This is a genomic window from Burkholderia sp. Ac-20344, assembly GCF_017104975.1.
Taxonomy (GTDB): Bacteria; Pseudomonadota; Gammaproteobacteria; order Burkholderiales; family Burkholderiaceae; genus Burkholderia.
The window spans coordinates 1-17626 of record NZ_JAAGPP010000169.1; the positions used below are offsets into that span (position 1 = coordinate 1).

At 68.1% G+C, this 17626-nt stretch carries 16 protein-coding genes and 1 pseudogene; 4 read left to right on the forward strand and 13 right to left on the reverse strand.

The genetic code is table 11. From position 1 onward, the window contains the following. Positions 1–645: YbfB/YjiJ family MFS transporter (locus tag G3N64_RS33585; protein ID WP_205788007.1), on the reverse strand; the 645-nt coding region annotated here is incomplete at its 3' end. 123 nt (positions 646–768) lie between these two features. Here G3N64_RS33585 and G3N64_RS33590 point away from each other — a divergent pair. After that, a complete protein-coding gene (locus G3N64_RS33590) occupies positions 769–1683 on the forward strand; it encodes a LysR family transcriptional regulator (protein ID WP_205788008.1) in 915 nt (304 codons plus the stop codon). A gap of 126 nt (positions 1684–1809) precedes the next feature. On the opposite strand, the gene alaS is transcribed toward G3N64_RS33590, so the two are convergent. After that, positions 1810–4434: an alanine--tRNA ligase gene (alaS, locus tag G3N64_RS33595; protein WP_205788009.1), complete on the reverse strand. Its 2625-nt coding sequence runs from the start codon at positions 4432–4434 to the stop codon at positions 1810–1812. A 254-nt stretch (positions 4435–4688) separates the two neighbouring features. On the opposite strand from alaS, the gene G3N64_RS33600 reads away from it, so the two are divergent. Continuing rightward, a complete protein-coding gene (locus G3N64_RS33600; RefSeq protein ID WP_205788010.1) occupies positions 4689–5909 on the forward strand; it encodes a CaiB/BaiF CoA-transferase family protein in 1221 nt (406 codons plus the stop codon). Between the two features lie 157 nt (positions 5910–6066). On the opposite strand, the gene G3N64_RS33605 is transcribed toward G3N64_RS33600, so the two are convergent. Together G3N64_RS33605 and G3N64_RS33610 are read right to left on the reverse strand one after the other, a co-directional pair. Next, complete coding sequence (locus G3N64_RS33605; protein ID WP_205788011.1) at positions 6067–6621, reverse strand: alpha/beta hydrolase; 555 nt, start codon at positions 6619–6621, stop codon at positions 6067–6069. 178 nt (positions 6622–6799) lie between these two features. Further along, entirely contained in the window at positions 6800–7009 is a 210-nt protein-coding gene (locus tag G3N64_RS33610) for an ornithine acetyltransferase (RefSeq protein ID WP_011351716.1), read from the reverse strand. A gap of 244 nt (positions 7010–7253) precedes the next feature. On the opposite strand from G3N64_RS33610, the gene G3N64_RS33615 reads away from it, so the two are divergent. Then, the gene (locus G3N64_RS33615; protein WP_205788012.1) at positions 7254–8963 is read left to right on the forward strand and encodes a glutamine--tRNA ligase/YqeY domain fusion protein; all 1710 of its coding nucleotides are present in this window, start codon (positions 7254–7256) and stop codon (positions 8961–8963) included. A 143-nt stretch (positions 8964–9106) separates the two neighbouring features. On the opposite strand, the gene G3N64_RS33620 is transcribed toward G3N64_RS33615, so the two are convergent. The 3 genes from G3N64_RS33620 to G3N64_RS33630 form a co-directional block, all read right to left on the reverse strand. Next, entirely contained in the window at positions 9107–9577 is a 471-nt protein-coding gene (locus G3N64_RS33620) for an NUDIX hydrolase (RefSeq protein WP_205788021.1), read from the reverse strand. A gap of 11 nt (positions 9578–9588) precedes the next feature. Further along, positions 9589–9975: a hypothetical protein gene (locus tag G3N64_RS33625; protein ID WP_205788013.1), complete on the reverse strand. Its 387-nt coding sequence runs from the start codon at positions 9973–9975 to the stop codon at positions 9589–9591. Positions 9976–10086: 111 nt separating this feature from the next. Continuing rightward, positions 10087–11472, reverse strand: a complete 1386-nt coding sequence (locus G3N64_RS33630; protein ID WP_205788014.1) for a cytochrome c peroxidase — start codon at positions 11470–11472, stop codon at positions 10087–10089. 224 nt (positions 11473–11696) lie between these two features. Between G3N64_RS33630 and G3N64_RS33635 the strand changes: the two genes are divergently transcribed. Then, the gene (locus G3N64_RS33635) at positions 11697–13283 is read left to right on the forward strand and encodes an acid phosphatase (RefSeq protein WP_205788015.1); all 1587 of its coding nucleotides are present in this window, start codon (positions 11697–11699) and stop codon (positions 13281–13283) included. Between the two features lie 104 nt (positions 13284–13387). Here G3N64_RS33635 and G3N64_RS40015 read toward each other — a convergent pair whose 3' ends face one another. From G3N64_RS40015 to G3N64_RS33660, 6 genes and pseudogenes are all read right to left on the reverse strand, one after another. Further along, complete coding sequence (locus G3N64_RS40015) at positions 13388–13690, reverse strand: DUF3331 domain-containing protein (RefSeq protein ID WP_241021340.1); 303 nt, start codon at positions 13688–13690, stop codon at positions 13388–13390. Then, positions 13679–13888: pseudogene (locus tag G3N64_RS40020) on the reverse strand (DUF3331 domain-containing protein); the annotation flags it as partial. The pseudogene G3N64_RS40020 and the gene G3N64_RS40015, both read right to left, overlap by 12 nt. 54 nt (positions 13889–13942) lie before the next feature. Next, positions 13943–15415, reverse strand: coding sequence for an alginate export family protein (locus tag G3N64_RS33645; protein ID WP_205788017.1), 1473 nt, complete (start codon positions 15413–15415; stop codon positions 13943–13945). Continuing rightward, positions 15412–16107, reverse strand: a complete 696-nt coding sequence (locus tag G3N64_RS33650; RefSeq protein ID WP_205788018.1) for a YoaK family protein — start codon at positions 16105–16107, stop codon at positions 15412–15414. Before G3N64_RS33650 ends, G3N64_RS33645 begins: the two co-directional genes overlap by 4 nt. Further along, a complete protein-coding gene (locus G3N64_RS33655) occupies positions 16104–17018 on the reverse strand; it encodes a glyoxalase (RefSeq protein ID WP_205788019.1) in 915 nt (304 codons plus the stop codon). The genes G3N64_RS33650 and G3N64_RS33655 overlap by 4 nt, the downstream gene beginning before the upstream one ends. 26 nt (positions 17019–17044) lie before the next feature. Then, positions 17045–17506, reverse strand: a complete 462-nt coding sequence (locus tag G3N64_RS33660; RefSeq protein WP_205788020.1) for a DoxX family protein — start codon at positions 17504–17506, stop codon at positions 17045–17047. Between the last annotated feature and the right edge of the window lie 120 nt (positions 17507–17626).

Below are 17626 nucleotides of genomic sequence, written 5' to 3' on the forward strand. Positions count from 1 at the left end.
ATGCGGCGGGGCGCCCCCCGGCGGCGCGGCTTGCGCCGGGGCGGCCGCGAACGTACGCCAGATCGCAACCGACAACACCACCGACAACGCCGCGAAACCGAGCCAGCCCGACGCCGCGCGCTGGCCGGCCAGCGCACTGCCGATCAGCCCCGTCACCACGATGCCGACGCCGGGCCCCGCATAGATCACCCCGCTCCACTCGGGCGCATGCAGTTCGGCCAGGCGCCGCAGCCCCCATTGCGACATGAACACGAAGGTCCATGCGCTGACGACGCCCGCGACGAAGCGCACCGCGAGCCACACCGGCAGCAGGTGGCCGACGCCCATCGCGGCGGTGAGCACCACGGTGGCCACGAGCCCGAAGCGCACCATTCGCGCGGGCGCGACCCGCAGCGCCGCGCAACTGACCGCGCCGACGAAGTAGCCCGCGTAGTTCGCCGATGCGAGCCAGCCGCCGGCCTTCAGGCCGATCGAGCCGTCGGCAAGCATCAGTGGCAATAAGGGCGTGAACGCGAAGCGGCCGACGCCGAGCACGACCGCGAGACCGACCATGCAGGCGAGCGCCGCCGTGCGGGCGCGGCGGTCGGCATCGTCGACGGAAGGCGCGCCGGCGGCAGCGGCGGTCGGGGCATTCGAGCGGGACATGGCGGCATGGGCCGGCGTTCAACGCGCCGGCCGGATCGGAAATCGGAATGTTTCCATCGTAGCTTGACCAAACGTTCTCGAAAAATGAATAATTAAGAACACATTCATCGCTCGGAGAGAATCATGGATCTGGCGGCGCTGGCGATTTTCCGGGCCGTGGTGCGCGAGAACGGCGTGACGCGTGCGGCAGCCAAGCTCAATCGCGTGCAGTCGAACGTCACGACGCGCATCAAGCAGCTCGAGGAAGAACTCGGCGCGGCGCTGTTCGTGCGCGACGGCCGCCGGCTCGTGCTGACGCCGGCCGGGCACACGCTGCTGCCTTATGCGGAGCGCCTGCTCGCGCTCGCCGACGAGGCGCGCGACGCGGTGCGCGAGGATACGCCGCGCGGGCGGCTGCGGCTCGGCACGATGGAGAGCACGGCCGCGAGCCGCCTGCCGACCGTGCTCGCGCGCTATCACCACGCATGGCCCGACGTGTCGCTCGAATTGCTGACGGGCACGACGGGCTGGCTGATCGAGCGCGTGCGCGACTTCGAGATCGACGCCGCGCTGTTCGCGCGCCCGCCCGCGCCGGACACGCTGCCCGACACGTTCGAAACGGTGCCGATCTTCCGGGAGGATCTGGTACTGCTCACGCCACGCGGCCATCCGCCGGTGCGCACGCCGCGCGACGTGATCCTGCCGACGCTGATCGCGTTCGAGCGCGGTTGCACGTATCGCAAGTACGTCGAACAGTGGTACGCGGCGCACGGCGTCAAGCCGGCGCGCGTGCTCGAACTCGGGTCGTATCACGCGATCGTCGCGTGCGTCGCGGCAGGTGCCGGCATCGCGGTCGCGCCGCGTTCGGTGCTCGACCTGCAGCCCGAGACCGGCAACATCACCGCGCACGTGATCCCCGAACTGGAAGGCATCGACACGCTGCTCGCGTGGCGGCAGGGCTATGCGTCGGCCGCGTTGGCCGCGTTGCGCGATGCGCTCACCGAAGCCGCACGGCAACCGGGCGGTGCGGCGAAGCCGCCGGTCACCGTGCCGGCCTGAATCGTCGGGCAGCCGGCACGCGTTGTGCCGGCATACCAACAAAAAGACCCGACCGGCGCATGCCGATCGGGTCTTTTTCATTTCACGCGATGCCGCAACGAGACGGCATCGCATCGGTCGCGACGATCAGAGCCGCTCTTCGACCCAGCCCTTCACGCCGGCCAGCGCGCCCGGCAGGTTCGCCGGCTCGGTGCCGCCCGCCTGCGCCATGTCCGGACGGCCGCCGCCCTTGCCGCCGACCTGCTGCGCGACGAAATTCACGAGTTCGCCGGCCTTGACCTTCTTGCTCGCGTCGGGCGTGACGCCCGCGATCAGGCTGACCTTGCCGCCTTCGACGGCTGCGAGCACGATCGCCGCGCTCTTCAGCTTGTCCTTCAGCTTGTCGACCGTTTCGCGCAACGTCTTCGCGTCGGCGCCGTCGAGCGTCGCGGCCAGCACGAACACGCCGCCGATTTCGACGGCCTGCTGCGCGAGCTCGTCGCCCTGGCTCGATGCGAGCTTCGACTTCAGCGCGCCCAGTTCCTTCTCGAGCGACTTCACCTGGTCCTGCACCTGCGCGATACGCTGCGTGAGCTCCGACGGCTGCGCCTTCAGCGCGGCCGCGGCTTCGTTCACGCGGGCGTCGAGTTCCTGGACGTAGCGCACCGCGTTGTCGCCGGTGATCGCCTCGACGCGGCGGATGCCGGCCGCGACGCCGCCTTCGACGACGATCTTGAAGAGGCCGATGTCGCCGCTGCGGCTCACGTGCGTGCCGCCGCACAGTTCGCGCGAGAAGCCGAGGTCGAGCACGCGCACTTCATCGCCGTACTTCTCGCCGAACAGCGCCATCGCGCCGCCCTTCACCGCTTCGTCGTACGGCATCACGCGCACGATGCCCGGCGCGTTCGCGAGGATTTCGTTGTTGACGATCTGCTCGACGCGACGGATTTCGTCGTCGGTCATCGGCGCGTTGTGCGCGAAGTCGAAGCGGGTCTTTTCCGCGTCGACCAGCGAACCCTTCTGCTGCACGTGCGCGCCGAGCACTTCGCGCAGCGCCTTGTGCATCAGGTGGGTGGCCGAGTGGTTGCGCTGCGTGCGCGCACGACGGTGCGCGTCGATCTCGGCGCGCAGCACGTCGCCGACCTTCAGCGTGCCCTGCTCCAGCGTGCCGTGGTGGCCGATCACGTCGGCCTGCACCTTCAGCGTGTCGGCCACCGCGAAGCGCGTCGCGGCGTTCGCAAGCACGCCCTGGTCGCCGACCTGGCCGCCCGATTCCGCGTAGAACGGCGTGTGGTCGAGCACGACGACCGCGTCCTGGCCGGTCTTCACTTCGTTGACCGACGAACCGTCGACGTACAGCGCGACGATCTTCGCGTCGTCGAACGCGATTTCCTCGTAGCCGTGGAAGGTGGTCTTCGCGCCCGTGTATTCGAGGCCCTGCGCGGCCTTGAACTTGCCGGCCGCACGCGCCTGCTCGCGCTGGCGCGCCATCGCGTCGTCGAACGCCGGCTCGTCGACCGTCATCCCGCGCTCGCGGCACACGTCGGCCGTGAGGTCGAGCGGGAAGCCGTAGGTGTCGTGCAGCTTGAACGCGAGCTCACCGTCGAGCACCTTGCCGCCCTTCGCTTCGACGTCGGCCAGCGCGGCGTCGAGGATCGACATGCCGTGCTCGATCGTCTCGAAGAAGCGCTCTTCTTCCTGGCGCAGCACGTCGGTCACGCGCTGCTCGGCTTCCTTCAGCTCCGGATACGCGACGCCCATCTCGGCGACGAGGTCGGCCACCAGCTTGTGGAAGAACGAGCCCTTGCGGCCGAGCTTGTAGCCGTGGCGGATCGCGCGGCGCACGATCCGGCGCAGCACGTAGCCGCGGCCTTCGTTGCCGGGAATCACGCCGTCGACGATCAGGAACGAGCACGCGCGGATGTGATCGGCGATCACCTTCAGCGAGTTGTTGGTGAGGTCGCTGATCTCGGTCACGCGCGCGGCGGCCTTGATCAGGTTCTGGAACAGGTCGATCTCGTAGTTGCTGTGCACGTGCTGCAGCACCGCGGCGAGACGCTCGAGGCCCATGCCGGTGTCGACCGACTGCTTCGGCAGGCGCGTCATGTTGCCCTGCGCGTCGCGGTTGAACTGCATGAACACGAGATTCCAGATCTCGATGTAGCGGTCGCCGTCTTCTTCAGGCGACCCCGGCGGGCCGCCCCACACGTCCGGGCCGTGGTCGTAGAAGATTTCGGTACACGGGCCGCACGGGCCGGTGTCGCCCATCGTCCAGAAGTTGTCCGACGCGTAGCGCGCGCCCTTGTTGTCGCCGATGCGGATGATGCGCTCGGTCGGCACGCCGACTTCCTTCGCCCAGATGTCGTAGGCCTCGTCGTCTTCCTGGTACACGGTGACCCACAGCTTGTCCTTCGGCAGCTGGTAGACCGTGGTCAGCAGCTCCCACGCGAACTTGATCGCGTCGTGCTTGAAGTAGTCGCCGAACGAGAAGTTGCCGAGCATCTCGAAGAACGTGTGGTGGCGCGCCGTGTAGCCGACGTTCTCGAGGTCGTTGTGCTTGCCGCCCGCGCGCACGCTGCGCTGCGCCGTCGTGGCGCGCGAGTACGGACGCGGATCCGTGCCGAGGAACACGTCCTTGAACTGGACCATGCCCGAGTTCGTGAACATCAGCGTGGGGTCGTTACCGGGCACGAGGCTCGACGAGCGGACGATCGTGTGGCCCTTCGATTCGAAGAATTTGAGGAATTTCTCGCGGATTTCGGCAGCTTTCATGGCGTGCGGGGACAGTCTGGCAAAGACGGCTTCAAACGCCGGCGCCCTTGGCGGGGCGCGCGGCGGCATGGATTCGGAAACGATCGATTATACGGGATCGGGGCCGGCTTCCGGGCAAAGCGCCGGCAAAGCGGCTCGGCCCTCCGGCCGGCCCGGGTGGGCCACCCGCGCGGCCGATTCGCCTTAAGATGCTCGGCATGCCAACCGGCCTCGCCCGACAACGCAGGCCCGCCATGAAAGGAGACGATTCGACGATGGGTGCCCTGAGCCATATCCGCGTGCTGGACCTCACCCGCGTGCTCGCGGGCCCGTGGTGCGCGCAGACGCTTGCCGATTTCGGCGCGGACGTGATCAAGGTCGAGCGCCCGGGCGCCGGCGACGACACGCGCCACTGGGGGCCGCCGTACCTGAAGGACGCGGACGGCGCGGATACCGCCGAGGCCGCGTACTACCTCGCGGCGAACCGCAACAAGCGCTCGGTGACGGTCGACATCGCGACGCCCGAGGGCCAGCAGATCGTACGCGAGCTCGCCGCGCAGAGCGACGTCGTGCTCGAGAACTACAAGGTCGGCCAGCTGAAGAAATACGGGCTCGATTACGACTCGCTGCGCGCGGTGAAGCCCGACCTCGTCTACTGCTCGGTCACCGGCTTCGGCCAGACCGGCCCGTACGCGCACCGCGCGGGCTACGACTTCATCATCCAGGGGATCGGCGGCTTCATGAGCATCACCGGCGAGCGCGACGGCGAGCCGGGCGGCGGCCCGCAGAAGGCCGGCGTCGCGATCGCCGACCTCGCGACCGGCCTCTACTCGACGATCGCGGTGCTCGCCGCCCTCGCGCACCGCGACCGGACGGGCGAAGGCCAGTACATCGACATGGCGCTGCTCGACGTGCAGGTCGCGCTGCTCGCGAACATGAACACCAACTTCCTCGCGAGCGGCAAGCCGCCGGTGCGCTGGGGCAATGCGCATCCGAACATCGTGCCGTACCAGACGTTCCAGACGCGCGACGGGTGGATCATCGTCGCGGTCGGCAACGACGGGCAGTTCCGCAAGTTCGTCGAGGCCGGCGGCCGGCCCGGGCTGGCCGACGACGCGCGTTTCGCGACGAATCCGTCGCGCGTGCGCCACCGCGACACGCTGGTGCCGATCCTCGCGGAGATGGTGAAGGCGCGCGACAAGGCCGACTGGATCGGTGTGCTCGAAGCGGCCGGCGTGCCGTGCGGGCCGATCAACGATCTCGACGAGGTGTTCGACAACGAGCAGGTCGTGGCGCGCGGGATGCAGGTGTCGCTGCCGCACCCGTGCGGCGCGGACGCGAAGCTCGTGCGCAACCCGATCCGGATGAGCGCGACGCCGCCCGATGCACGCACGGCGCCGCCGCTGCTCGGCGCGCAGACCGATGACGTGCTGCGCGACATGCTCGGCTACGACGACGCGAAAATCGCCGCGCTGCGGGCGAAACAGGCGATCTGAGCACGGCGGCCGGCGCGGGTGCGGGTGCGGGTGCGGGTGCGGGTGCGGGTGCGGGTGCGGGCGGGCAAGCGGCGGCGACCGCAACCACTGCCCCGCCTCGCGCGGTCAATCGCAGTGGTCAATCGCAGTGGTCAATCGCAGTGGTCAATCGCAGTGGTTAATCGCAGCGGGCGAGCGCGTCGAGCCAGCCGCGTGCATCGGGCCAGTCGCCGAGCCCGCTGTCCGCATTGATGTGACCACGCGGGCCGATATCGTGGAATGCGCTGCCCCATGCGTTCGCGCAGGTGCGGGCGAACCCGGGCGAGCCATACGGATCGTCGCTGCTGGCGACGACGCAGGTCGGAAACGGCAGCCGCTCATACGGCACGGGCCCGAAGCCATGCGCATCGGCCGGAAACGCGGGGCCGTCGGGATCGGGCAGCGCGACCAGCAGCGCGCCGCACACTTTCGCGAGCGCCGCCGGGCGCGCATAGCGCGTCGCCCACCACGCGGTGGTCAGCGTACCGAGGCTGTGACCGGCAATCAGCACCGGCCCGCGCGCGGCTTCGACCGCGCGATCGAGCGCGAGACACCAGCCGTTGCGGAACGCCCGGTCCCAGTCGGGCATCGCGACGCGCGAGAAACGTGCATCGGCACGCTCCCAGCGGCTCTGCCAGTGAAGCGGGCCCGAATTGGCGTAGCCCGGCAGGACGAGAACGGGGAATAGGCTCATGGAAGGTGCGTCGACGCGTGAAATCGTTATGTGGCGTCGACGCAGTGTCGCACACCCGTTCCTCCCTGATGCTGCCTGTCTGATACCGGAAGGATGTGCGTGGGGTCGGGACGCGTTGAACGCAGCGTCGCGCCCCGACGTCGAGCCGCCTTGCAGGCGGCTCGCGTCATGTCATCGGTCAGCGCACGTTCGCGCCGACGATGCCGCCCGCCGCGGCGCCGGCAACCGTGCCGAGCGGGCCGCCCGTCACCAGGTAGCCGAGCGCGCCGCCCGCGGCCGCGCCGATGCCGGCATTGCGCTGCGTATGCGTCATCGCGCATGCGCCGAGTTGCGACAGGGCCGCGACGATCACGGCGGTACGAACGATAAACGTGGTCTTCTTCATCATGATTTTTAGTGTCCTCCCGCCGCGCGGCAATCCGAACGGCGGCGTTGAATCGGTGAAGCCATCATAGGCAACGCCAAACGGCCCGGGCAATCCGATTTACGTCGTGTTACAGCCGACACAATATCGAGATAATCGGTCGAAACCCGCCCCCGCCATGCCGCAAGCCGCGCGGGACGGACCCCGGTCAGGTAGAATCATGGGATTAAACCGGCGCGACGCGCCGACACAACCTGACGCCATCCGCATGAGCACCGAACGTAACGACGCCCCCGCGGCTTCCAATTTCATCCGCAACATCATCGACGACGACAACCGCACCGGCAAATGGGGTGGCCGCGTCGAGACACGCTTCCCGCCCGAGCCGAACGGCTACCTGCACATCGGCCATGCCAAGAGCATCTGCCTGAACTTCAGCGTCGCGCGCGACTACGGCGGCGTGTGCCACCTGCGCTTCGACGATACGAACCCGGAAAAGGAAAGCGTCGAGTACGTCGACTCGATCGTCGACGCGGTGCGCTGGCTCGGTTTCGACTGGCGCAAGGACGCGGTCGATCACCAGTACTTCGCGAGCGACTACTACGACAAGCTGTACGAGTTCGCCGAGCTGCTGATCCAGCGCGGCAAGGCGTATGTCGACAGCCAGAGCGCGGAAGAAATGCGCGCGAACCGCGGCTCGCTGACGGATGGCGGCAAGCCGTCGCCGTTCCGCGAGCGCACGCCGGCGGAAAACCTCGACCTGTTCCGCCGCATGAAGGCCGGCGAGTTCAAGGAAGGCGAGCACGTGCTGCGCGCGAAGATCGACATGGCTTCGCCGAACATGAACATGCGCGACCCGGTGATCTACCGGATCCGCTATGCGCACCACTACCGCACCGGCGACGCATGGTGCGTGTACCCGATGTACGACTACACGCACTGCATCTCGGATGCGCTCGAAGGCATCACGCATTCGCTGTGCACGCTCGAATTCGAGGATCACCGCCCGCTGTACGACTGGGTGCTGAACGAACTCGCGGAAGCCGGCATGTTCACGCGCCCGCTGCCGCAACAGATCGAATTCTCGCGGCTGAACCTCACGTACGCGATCACCAGCAAGCGCAAGCTGCTGCAGCTCGTTACCGAAGGGCACGTCGACGGCTGGGACGACCCGCGGATGCCGACGATCGTCGGCGTGCGCCGCCGCGGCTTCACGCCGGAGAGCATCCACCTGTTCTGCGAGCGGATCGGCGTGACGAAGATCGACTCGTGGATCGACATGAGCGTCTTCGAAGGCGCGCTGCGCGACGACCTCGACGACAAGGCCGCGCGCACGGTCGCCGTGCTCGATCCGCTGAAGCTCGTGATCGACAACTACCCGGAAGACCTCGAGGAAGCCTGCACGGCGCCCGTGCATCCGCACCACCCGGATCGCGGCGTGCGCACGTTCCCGATCTCGCGCGAGCTGTGGATCGAGCGCGAGGATTTCGTCGAGACCCCGCCGAAGGGCTATTTCCGCCTGTTCCCGGGCAACAAGGTGCGCCTGCGCTACGGCTACGTGATCGAGTGCACGGGCTTCGACAAGGACGCCGACGGCAACGTGACGGCCGTGCACTGCAACTACTTCCCGGACAGCAAGTCGGGCACCGAAGGCGCGAACACGTACAAGGTCAAGGGCAACATCCACTGGGTCAGCGCGAAGCATGCACAGCCGGCCGAAGTGCGGATCTACGACCGCCTGTTCAAGGAGCCGCATCCGGACGCGGGTGGCGCGAACTTCCTCGAGGCGCTGAACCCCGATTCGAAGAAGATCGTGCAAGCGTACGTCGAGCCGGGCAACGGCGACATCGCACCGGAAACGCGCCTGCAGTTCGAGCGTCACGGCTACTTCGTGGCCGACCGTGTCGATTCGAAGCCGGGCAAGCCCGTGTTCAACCGGATCGTCGGGCTGCGCGACAGCTGGGGCAAGCCGGCGTAACGGCGTGCTTCGCACGCGGCGGCGTGCGGCTTCGCAAGCCGCCGCCGCGTGACCATGAAAAAACCGGCCCGAAGGGGCCGGTTTTTTATTGCGTGCCTTGAAGCGAAGCCGGGTCATGCAGCAGCGAAAGCCACCGCGCTCCTTCACCCGCCCATCAACCGCCGATGCAAATCCACCAGCGACAGCTTCGTGCGAAACAGCCGCGCGAGGCTGCGGCTCGCATACGCATCGATGTCGCCGGGCATGGTCCAGCGATACGCATCCATCTCGGGAATCATCGAGCCGTCGCGACGGCTCGGAAACAGCGACGTGCACGTGCACTGCGCAGGATCGATCTCGCCTTCGGCCACCTGCACCGCGAACAGGTGCAGGTCCTTGTCGTGCCGGTAAGCAAAGCGGCCGAGATCGAGCAGCCGGGCCGGCGCGAACGCGATGCCGGTTTCCTCGAGCAGTTCGCGCAGCGCCGCGTCGGCCGGCGACTCGCCCGGCTCGCCCTGCCCCTTCGGGATGTCCCAGTGCGTGGTATCCGTCGCGTGCGCGAGGAACACGCGGCCGGCCGCATCGAGGATCACGACGCCGCACGACACCGTGCGCGGCGCGCCGCCCCGCTTCATCACGCGTGTGCTCAGCGCTTCTGCAGCTGCCACTTGCCCGCGTCGGTCTTGCAATAGACGGGCTTGAGCGTCATCGTCTGGCCCTTCGCGGTGATTTCGGTAGCGATTTCACGGCAGGTCTTGCCGTCCGTCTCGGTCGTGGCCGGCGTGAGCTTCGCATCGATCTGCGTGCCGCGGCCGCTGCTCTGCCACGTCGTGGCCTCGCCGTCCTTGCCTTCGTCGCGTACCTGCGCGACAGCCTTCGAAAGCGACGCACGGTCGGTCTTGCTGAAGTAGCTGAGCGGCGTGTCGTTCAGGAAGTTCAGGTTGTTCTGCGCATGGGCGGGCAGCATCGCGGCTGCGCACGCGGCGCCGGCCAGCACGCGCGTGACGACGGAAAGGGATGCACGCATCGACATGTTGTTCTCCTTGGATGTTCGATCGAACGGCGCGGTGCAAGCCGGCGAACCGGCACGCACACTGCGCCTGTCAGCCAGCGAGGATAGCATGCGCGCCGTCGGCGCCGCCTTCTAGTGGCCGGCCGGCGCGGCCGTTTGCCGATATCCGTCAGTCAGCGTGCCGAGGAACGCGATCACGTCCTTGATCTCGGCCGCATTCAGCGCCGGCTGCTCGCCGCGCTTGCGGTCGAACGGCGCCTCGCGGTTGATGTTCGGCCAGTAGCGCTTCGGCAGGTCGTCGTAGATCTGCACCTTGCCGTTCACGACCGGGTAGAACTTTTCCGGATGGATGTCGCGCTCGACGTAGAAGCGCATCACGTCATCGAGCGTGTGATACACGCCGTTGTGGAAGAACGTCTTGCGCAGCGCGACGTTGCGCAGCGACGGCGTGCGGAACAGCCCGCAGAACTCATCGCGGCCCTTCAGGTCGGTACGCTCGGGGCCGCACGCGCCGAGATCGTGGAAGCGCGGGTCGCGATTGACGGGCAGCGCGCGGTTGCGCGGCACCGCGATCGCGATCAGCCCGAAATCGCTGAACTGCGGCGGCGTGCCGTCGAGCGCGCGCTGGCTGATGTGGCAGCTCGCGCAGTTGCCCTTCTTCTCGTCGTTGAACAACTGCAGACCGCGCAGTTCGGCCGGCGTGAGCTGCGCATGGCCGGCGAGATACGCGTCGTACTTGCTCGTGTACGGCGAGAACAGTTCGGGCGTCTGCTCGAACGTCTCGAGCGCGCGCAGCACGGCCTTGAACGTGGCCGCATCGTCGTCGAGCACCTTCACACCGAACACCGCGCGAAACTCGTCCGCATACGGCGCGGCCTTCACGGCCTGCGCGACCTTCGCGGGCGAGCTGTTCATCTCGAACGGCGACGTGAGCGGAATGCGCGCCTGCTCGGCGCCCGTGTCGACGCGGCCGTCCCAGGTGAGGCCGCCCGTCGGGCCCGCATCGACGCTCTCGTCGCCTTCGTCGTCGGAGTCGTGGAAGTGTTCGGTGAACTGCGGCACGCCCTGCAGGTACTTGAGCGACGGCACCGCACGAAAGCCCCGGCGCTTCATGTCGTCGCCGCCGAACTGCACGGCCAGCGCGTTGGGCGGGCCGAATGCGTGATCGGGGCTGTGGCACGACGCGCACGCGAGCTTGCCGGAACCTGACAGCGCAGGGTCGAAGAAGAGTTGCTTGCCGAGCGCCGTCATCCGGCGCACGCCTTCGTAAACTTGCGCCCGCGTCTGCGGCCGGTTCGTCTCGACCACCGCACCGCTGGCGGAACCCGTTGCGGACGCAACCACGTTCGCGGCACCCGGCGCACGCGCCGCGCTCGCGGCCTGCACGGGCGGCGCGCCCGCTCCCGGCTGTCCGTCACAGCCGGCAAGGGTTGCAAGCGTGGTGGCCAGCGCGAGCGCGCCGGTCAGGTGCAGCCACGAACGCGCGAACGCGCCGGCTGTCGGTTGGCGAGGCTTCATCGATTCGTCGGAAAGTGGGTTCAGGAGCGGCCGGAGTTTATGTCAGCCGCATGACCGTTACATGACGCCTCATCGACAGGCAATCGAAAGGACGCCTACACCCGCCTGTCAAATCGCACCCTCAAAATGCTTTCAGCCGGACATGCGACGGCCGCCTCGCGAACCGGCGGTACACGCATGCTCCGGTTCCCCACGCGACAAGAGAGAGATAGAGAGTACAACGGATGAAAAACCACGCCTGGATTCGCTTTACACCGATCGCCGTTGCCGCGGCCGCCGCCCTCACCGCCTGCGGCGGCGACGACGTGCAGCAGCAAGGCCTGTCGACGGTGAAGAACGTCGTCGTGATCTACGCGGAAAACCGCAGCTTCGACAACCTGTACGGCAACTTCCCGGGTGCGAACGGCCTGCAGAACGTGACTGCGGCAAGCGCGCAGCAGAAGGATCGCAACGGCCAGCCGCTCGCGACGCTGCCGAAGGCCTGGGGCGGCCTGACCGCGAAAGGCGTCACGCCGGCGGTGACCGAGGCGATGACGGCCAACCTGCCGAACGCACCGTTCGCAATCGACGACCCGAACGGCTTCAATACGCCGATGAGCGTGACGACGCGCGACCTGTATCACCGCTTCTACGAGAACCAGATGCAGATCAACGGCGGCAAGAACGACATGTTCGCCGCGTGGGCCGACTCGGGCGGCCTCGTGATGGGCCACTACACGCCCGACGCGACGAAGCTGCCGCTGTGGAAGATCGCGCAGCAGTTCACGCTGGCCGACAACTTCTTCATGGGCGCGTTCGGCGGCTCGTTCCTGAACCACCAGTACCTGATCTGCGCGTGCGCACCGTTCTATGCGAACGCGGACAAGAGCCCGGCCGCCGGTTCGATCTCGGCCGTCGCAGCCGACGGCAAGTCGCTGCAGCTCGCGAGCAACTCGCCGGCTTCCGCGCTCGACGGCGTGCCGAAGTTCGTGAACTCGGGCAACCTGACGCCGGACTTCTACGCAATCAACACGATGCAGCCGCCGTACCAGCCGAGCGGCAACAAGGCGGCATCGGGCGGCGACCCGAACCTCGCCGATCCGTCGGCCGCGACGACGCTGCCACCGCAGTCGCAACAGAACATCGGCGACCTGCTGACCAACGCGGGCGTGTCGTGGGCATGGTACGGCGGTGCGTGGAACCAGGCACTGCAAGCCGCACGGAGCGGCACGGCGAACGTGATCTACGGCCCGAACATGACGGCGCCGAACTTCCAGCCGCACCACCAGCCGTTCAACTACTACGCGAACCAGGCGCCGGGCAGCGCGAACCGCGCGCAGCACCTGCTCGACGGCGGCACCGACGGCAGCGAGTTCATCAAGGCGATCGACGCGGGCACGCTGCCGCAGGTCGCGTTCTACAAGCCGCAGGGCAACCTGAACGAGCACCCGGGTTACACGGACGTCGCGAGCGGCGACCAGCACATCGCGAACGTGCTCGCCCACCTGCAGGCGAGCCCGCAGTGGAAGAACATGGTCGTGGTCGTCACGTACGACGAAAACGGCGGCTTCTGGGATCACGTGTCGCCGCCGAAGGGCGACCGCTGGGGCCCGGGCACGCGGATTCCGGCACTCGTCGTGTCGCCGTTCTCGAAGAAGGGCTTCGTCGACCACACGCAATACGACACCGCGTCGATCCTGCGCTTCATCACGCGCCGCTTCTCGCTGCCGCGCCTCGCGGGCCTGCAACAGCGCGACGATGCGCTGAAGGCGAACGGCGGGCAGCCGATGGGCGACCTGACGAACGCGCTCGCGCTGTCGCCTAACCTGTAACGGCATCGCGATGCACCGGCCGGCGCGATACCGGCCACGACACGACAAAGGGCGGCTCCGGCCGCCCTTTGTCATTACGCAAACGCAAGCACGTGCGTGCCGCGTCACCCGCCGTGCTTCAGCCCGGCGCCATCGAGTGCGATGGCCAGGATCATCGCGCGTGCATTCGGTGGCGTCGGCCGTCCGCTCGGGCGGAACACGTCGTCCCCGCACGCGATCCGCGCGCCCGACAGCACGCAGACACCGGCCTGCCGTGCACGCCCGGGTTTCCAGTGCTGCTCGCCGAAGTGCGCACGCCCCGGTTCGACCCAGCGCACGACCAGCAGTTGCGCCGAGCGCTCGAGCACCTGTACGTGCGGGCGAACCGTCGGCGCGCGCGAACGGTCGAGCGCCGCCGCCAGGATCATTGCATTCGGTTCGTAGGGTGCACGCCCGCGCGGGCTGAAGACGGCATCGCCGCAGACGATCTTCTCGCCGGACAGCGCGCAACGGCCCGAGCGGAGCGCGCGCCCGGGCGTCCAGCGCTGTTCCGCGGCGCCCGGCGCAAGCCGGCGCACGATCAGCACCTCGTCCGAATAAGCGAGCACCTGTACCCGCGCATTCATCCGGCACCACGCATCGGACGGCCATTCGCCGGCGAACGCGCCGCGGCACGCGTGCTACCACCCATACTTCAGCTCGACCCCGACATAATCGGCGTTGTGCCCACCCGCCTGGCGGATCGCATCGCCGACCTGGAAGTGCACGGCCTCGATCGCACCGATCAGGTTCGCGGCGATCGTCCAGTCCGCACGCAGCTGCACGTACATCCCCGTCCACGACCCGCCCTTGCCTGCCGTGCCCGGCACCACCGCGTTGCCCTGCTGATAGACCGCATCGCCGGTCGTCTCGCGCCACTGGAAACCGAGCGCGCCGAGCAGCGACAGGTTCGGCGACGGCTTCAGCGTCACCGACGGCTTCACGTGGATCAGGTTCGAATACCCGGTGAAGCTGGCCAGCGTGAAGTAATAGCCGTTCGGAAACAGCGGGTTGAAGGTTTCGACACGGCCGTCGTGCGGATGCCGGTCGCCCGACGCCGCATCGACCTGCAGCGCGACGCGCGGCGACCATGGCGCATCGAGCCGGTAGCCGGCAATCGAGCCGATCGCCCACGCGCCGATCGTGCTGCTGCCGACCGTCCCCGTCTGCAGCATCGTTTCGAGATCCCAGTCGAAGCGGCCATGCGTACCGGTGTAACGCAGGTCCCACACGTCACGGCGCTCCGCGCCGCTCGCATCGAGAAAGCGCGCGGTGCGGCGGTTGTAGCGCGACCAGTAGCCCGACAGGTCGCCGGGCCCCACCGACTGCCGTTCGACGCGCAAGCCGCTGAATGTGAGATCGCGGTTCGACACGTCGTCGAAATCGGACGCGTTGCGATTCTGCACCGGTTGCGTCGCATAGCCGATGAAGCGCCACTTCCCATATTCGTAGTCGGCCCACACCGCATCGAACGACTGCCGCACGTTCGGGCCGTCGCGCGCGGCGATGAAGCGCTGCAAGTCGAACGCCATCTCCTGCCGGCCGACGCGGAGCTTGAACGTACCGCCGCCGAGCGCGCCCGTGTAGGTCGCGAACGCCTGCTCGAGATCGAGCGGGTTCCTGTCGACCGGCGAGATCGTGTTCTTGCCGAACGCACGGTCGTCCTGCAGTTGCACGAAGAACTGCCAATGCTGGCCGAGATGCGCATCGGCGTGCACTTCGACGCGCTGGATCAGGTACGTATCCGATTGCGCGGAGCCGATACCGAACAGCGGTGCGTCGTTGGTCTCGAGGCGCTCACGCAGGTTCGCGCCGAGCGACACATAGGAGGCCGGATCGTTGCCGAGCGGAATGTATTTCAGGCCGTCGAGCGGTGCGCGCGGCACGCACGGATTCGCAAGCACCGACCAGTCTTCCTGCCAGCGGTTGAACAGCACGGTCGGCCGCTTGGCCGTGCACGTCGAGGCGGCGCTCTCCGTGGCCGGTGCCGGCTCCGGCGACGTTTCCGCGAACGCCGCACCGCGCCCGGCGAACAGCAGCCCCGCGACGACGGACGCGCGCGCGGCACGATCGAGGCAGCGACCGCGATGCACCCGTTCCAACTGCCCGCTCATGCGCGCTCCTTCGCCACGACAGCGGCGGATTGCGCCGCGCACAGCGCGAGCACCGCAAGCGCGCAAACGGGCGCGAGCAACGCGAGGAAGCCGACGTAGCGGAACCCGAGCGCCCCGCACGCCGCGCCGAGCGCGAACGCCACGATCGCCGGCAGCATCTTCGCGAAACGCGCGCGCGCCGCCGCACGCACGCTATCGGCCGTGCCGGCGGACAGCATGTCGACGACGTCGAGGATCGCCTGCGTGACGTTGCCGGTCATCACCGTGTTCGGCACGCCCGCACGCGGGATCACGCGCGGATGCGCGTTCTGCACGCCCATCGCGAACGTGCCGACGATGCCGGCCACGAGCGCCGGCAGGCTGTCGGGCTGCGTGACGGGCGTCGCCCACACGCCGGCCGCGCAGAAGCCGAGCAGCAGCACGGCCTGCACCGTATGCAGCGCACGCGTGCCCTGCCATGCCGGCCGCGCGGACAGCGACCGCGCGATCAGGCTGCTCGCGATCACGCCGCACACGAAGGCGGGAAACACGCTGAGCTTCAGCACGACACCCTGGCCGAAGCCCGCGATGCCCGCGCCGATCAGCACGAAGTTGCCGGTCACGTGCGCGGTGAACAGCCCGAACAGCGCGACGAAGCTCAGCGTGTCGACGAAGCCGGCCACCGCGGCAAGAATCGTGTCCTCGTGCTTCATCGCGCGGTGCTCGCGTGGATCTCGGCGACGTAGCCGCCCGGGAACTGCACGAGCGCCGCATCGCGGCCGTCCGACGTGAACGGCGGCACGAGCACCGTCACGCCCGCGGCCTGCGCCTTCTTCAGCGTCGCGGCGAGATCGGGTACTTCGTAGCCGGTCATCTCGCGGCCGAACGGGTAAGGCAGGTGGCCGTCCGTCACGAGCACGGTCATCTTGCCGAAGCCCGATTCGATACGAATGCGGCGATACGTCTCGTTCGGCCGGCCGATCTCGATGCCCGGCGCCTTGAGGTTGTCGGACACCACCTTGCCGTTCGAGAACTTCACGAAATCGTGCACCAGCTTGCGCACGCTTTCCGGCGACACGTACACGCGGTTCTCGGGCACCGTCTCCAGCGCATCGTAGTGCGGCGCTTCGGTATGCCAATAGAGTTGCATGTTCAGCCCGCCGGGCCAGCGGATGATCGCGTCGCGGCCGATCGGATCGGGGAACGTGTCGACGATCACGTCCGCGCCGTGCGCGCGCGCCGTCTTCATCGCAACGTCGAGATCGGTGACGAGATAGCCGGTGCGCTCCGCGCAGAACGGATACGGGATCGGCGTCTTGAAGCCGAACACCGAGACCGTGCCGACCGGCGTGAGCACGAGCTGCGACATCGTCTGGCTCGGCGTCGGCGTGACCTGGAACACGCCCTGCTTCGACTTCTTGCCGCCGAACGTCGCGACGAAGCTGTCGGTGAAGCGGTCGAAATCGTCGGGCGACACGCACACGTGCGTCGTATCGTACTGCGGCCCGACGGCCAGCACCGGCACCGGCACGGGCGGAACCGGCGGCTTCGCGTACACGACCGGCGCGACGGCGAGACCGCCCGCGACCATCGCGGCGAGCAACACGGAACGAAGGGTTTTCATGACAGGGTTTCCTGGTTGTTTCATCGTCATCGGGTAGTACGGCCGTCGCCGGCCGGAGGCTTCGCATCGGCGAGCACGGTCGCGAGCACGAGTGCGGCGATCAGCCCGAGATGCTCGAAAAAGCTGTTGAGCGCCATGAAATGCTCGGCGCCCGTGCGGTTCCAGAAATCGTTGGCCACCGCCATCGCGACCAGCGTCAGCATGCCGAGGCTGCCGGCGCCGAGCCACGTGAAGCGGCCCAGCACGACGCACAGCGAGCCGGCGATCTCGACCGCGATCGCCAGCGCCGCCCATAGCGCGGCCGGCTGCAGCCCGAAATGCGCCTGCTCCGCGATCGCGCCGTCGAAGTCCAGCGCCTTCGCAACACCGCCGATCAGGTACGCGGACACCAGTGCCAGGCGCGCGAGCGGCAGGACCCACGGCTGCGCGAGCAGCGCGCGGACCCACGCCGGGTTGCCCGCACCGCGGCGAGTGGTCGGAGTCGCCATGTCAGACCGCCCAGCACGAACAGCCGAACGCGCCCCAGAAGCCCTTCGCGTCCGATGTCGGCAACGCACGGCCCCACGCGCCTGCATGCGCATGACCGTGCACGCCGCATGCGCTCGCGC